At 65.7% G+C, this 3,405-nt stretch carries 1 protein-coding gene and 1 pseudogene; both read right to left on the bottom strand.

From position 1 onward, the window contains the following. A partial coding sequence (gene ileS, locus X803_RS19665) for an isoleucine--tRNA ligase (protein WP_035778853.1) occupies positions 1–2,913 on the bottom strand: 2,913 nt, incomplete at its 3' end. 323 nt (positions 2,914–3,236) lie between these two features. Further along, positions 3,237–3,405 (bottom strand): annotated as a pseudogene (locus X803_RS22815) (oxidoreductase); the annotation flags it as partial.

Raw genomic sequence — 3,405 nt, 5'->3', positions numbered from 1 at the left:
CGTGACAGTGCCATCGTCGTCCACCGACCAGTCCCCCGCCTTCGCGGCCTTGATGGCGGTTTGGACGTTCCTGCCGAGCCGCGGACCGGCTGCCCGCGCATTGACCACGAGCTTCTGCGAAATGCCGAACTCCTCGGGCGAGACGTCCGCGGAGTCGATCAGGCGGACGGACTTGATATTCAGTTCGTCCGCGATGATGGCCCGGTACTGGCCTTCCAGTTCACCGGCGGCCGGCGCCACAACGGTCAGATCGGCGAGCGGCAGGCGCACCCGAAGGTTCGCTGCCTTGCGCAGGCTGGATCCTGTGGAGCAGATCTGCCGGGTCCGTTCCATCCGCTCCACCAGGTCCGGGGCAGCAGCGAACGACGACGGCGACGCCCAGTCCGTCAGATGCACGGAACGGCCGCCGGTAAGACCCCGCCAGATTTCCTCGGTGACCAGGGGCAGCAGCGGAGCCGCAACGCGGGTCACCGCTTCCAGGCAGGTGTAGAGGACGTCGAACGCAGCGGTGTCCTCATCGAAGAAACGCTGCCGGCCGCGGCGCACATACCAGTTGGTGAGCGTGTCGAGGTAGCGGCGCAGGGCCTCACACGCGTCGCTGATGTTGAACGCGTCGAGAGAGGCCGTCATATCCTCCACGAGGTTGCCGGTGTACGCGAGGATGTACCGGTCCAGCGGGTCGCCCAGTGCGTCCGCTGCGGCCGCGTCAACAGTTTTCGCCTCGTAGCCGGCGCCCCCGGAGGCGGCATTCGTGTAGAGACGGAAGAAGTGCCACACGTTCCACAGCGGCAGAATGACCTGACGGACGCCGTCGCGGATTCCCTGCTCGGTGACCACGAGGTTGCCGCCGCGCAGGATCGGCGAGGCCATCAGGAACCAGCGCATGGCGTCCGAGCCGTCCCGGTCGAGGACCTCGGAAACGTCAGGGTAGTTCTGCAGGCTCTTGGACATCTTCTGGCCGTCCGAACCCAGCACGATGCCGTGGCTGATGACGTTCTTGAACGTCGGCCGGTCAAACAGCGCCGTGGCGAGGATGTGCAGCGTGTAGAACCAGCCGCGGGTCTGACCGATGTACTCCACGATGAAATCGGCGGGGTTGTGGGACTCGAACCAGTCCTCGTTCTGCATCGGGTAGTGAACCTGCGCGTACGGCATGGATCCGGAATCAAACCAGACATCGAGCACATCAGCGACGCGACGCATGGTGGACTGGCCGTCCTCCGGGGTCCGCGGATCGTCCGGGTTGGGACGGGTCAGCTCGTCGATGAACGGACGGTGCAGGTCCGCCTCTCCGGCTGCATTGCGCGGCAGGCGCCCGAAGTCCCGCTCGATGTCCGCGAGGGAGCCGTACACGTCGGTGCGCGGGTAGTTCGGGTCATCAGACACCCACACGGGGATGGGACTGCCCCAATAGCGGTTGCGGCTGATGGACCAGTCGCGGGCGTTCTCCAGCCACTTGCCGAACTGGCCGTCCTTGACGTTGCCCGGGATCCAGTTGATCTGCTGGTTGAGCTCGACCATGCGGTCCTTGATCTTGGTGACCTCGACGAACCAGGAGGACACCGCACGGTAGATCAGCGGGTTGCGGCAGCGCCAGCAGTGCGGGTAGCTGTGCACGTAGCTGGCCTGGCGTACCAGGCGGCCGGCGTCGCGCAGCACCCGTGTGATGGCCTTGTTCGCTTCGAAGACCTGCACACCGACGATCTCCGCCAGCGGTCCGTCCTCGAAGGTGCGCAGGAAGCGTGCTCCCTCATCGACCGAGAGGATCACCTGGATTCCGGCGTCCTCACAGATTTGCTGGTCCTCTTCACCGTAGGCCGGCGACTGGTGGACAATACCGGTGCCGTCCGTCGTCGTGACGTAGTCAGCGACGAGGAACCGGAAGGCGTTGCGGTAGCCGCCGCGTTCAGGATCCGCGAAGTAGTCCCACAGCGGAACATACTCCAGTCCACCGAGTTCGGTGCCGCGGTGGGTGCCGATGACGGCGGCGCGCGCCTCCTCCGCGGAGGCGTAGCCGAAGTCCTTTGCGTACCCGGACAGCAGTTCCTCGGCGATCAGGAACCGGCGGCCCGTGAACTCGCCGGCGCCCGGAACCAGCGCGTAGTGGATGTCAGGCCCGACGGCGAGGGCAGCGTTGGTGGGAAGCGTCCACGGCGTGGTGGTCCAGGCCAGCGCCTCGACACCGGCGAGGTCCTGAGACAGGGCCGAATCTCCGGCGATGATCGGGAACGTCACGGTGACGGTCTGGTCCTGGCGGTCCTGGTAGACGTCGTCGTCCATCCGCAGTTCATGGTTGGAGAGCGGCGTCTCATCCTTCCAGCAGTAGGGCAGTACCCGGTAGCCGTTATAGGTGAGGCCCTTTGAGTGCAGTGTCTTGAAGGCCCAGAGCACGGACTCCATGTACTCGACGTTGAGCGTCTTGTAGTCGTTCTCGAAGTCCACCCAGCGCGCCTGGCGGGTGACGTAGTCACGCCACTCCCCCGCGTACTTCATCACGGACGCGCGGCACGCATCGTTGAACTTGTCGATGCCCATGGCCTCGATCTGCTTCTTGTCGCTCATGCCGAGCTGCTTCATGGCTTCAAGCTCGGCGGGAAGCCCGTGCGTGTCCCAACCGAAACGGCGCTCGACGCGGCGGCCGCGCTGGGTCTGGTAACGCCCTACAAGGTCCTTGGCGTAGCCGGTGAGCAGGTGCCCGTAGTGGGGCAGGCCGTTGGCGAAGGGCGGGCCGTCATAGAAGACGAATTCGTTTGAGCCGTGCTCGCCCGCGCTGCGCTGGTCAATCGAGGCCTGGAAGGTCCCGTCCCCGTCCCAGTACGCGAGCACGCGCTCTTCCAGCTCGGGGAAGCGTGGAGAGGCAGAGCCTGAGACAGCCGGATCTGCGGCGGAGGCCTTGGGGTAGATCTGTGACATGTGGTGTGTCCTGAAGCTGGCGGAGGTCGGCGGGCAGTAATGGTTTTCCTGCAAGGACGAACCAGCTGACCGATGCCGAAGCCCCGGTGAGCGAATCCGCGGTACCACCTCGCTTGCGTGCCCTCTCCTCCCTGCCTGGGAGGAACAGCGCACACCGCTTCATGTCTGCTGTCACGGGCTTACCCGTCCGGTTCTACTGATCCGCCGGGGCGGGTGTTCTTCCGGAAGCTCACCGGTGATGGCCGGGTCGCAGCTGATGCCCCCAATTCTAGCCGTCACGGCCGGATAGGGCGAACTCTCTCGGGAGGGCCGGCGGGCGCGGCTCAGCTGCGCCGGATCACCTTGTGGTTCGCCGCCTGCGCAACCGGACGGACAACAATCTCGTCGAGGTTCACGTGATGCGGCACGGAGACCGCGTAGGCGACGACGTCGGCGACGTCCGCGGCGGTCAGCGGCTCGGCCACCCCGGCATACACCTTCTCGGCTGCCGCC

It is taken from the genome of Arthrobacter sp. 35/47, from assembly GCF_000520475.1.
GTDB lineage: Bacteria > Actinomycetota > Actinomycetes > Actinomycetales > Micrococcaceae > Arthrobacter_D > Arthrobacter_D subterraneus.
This window is presented reverse-complemented; position numbering and strand designations above follow the sequence as displayed.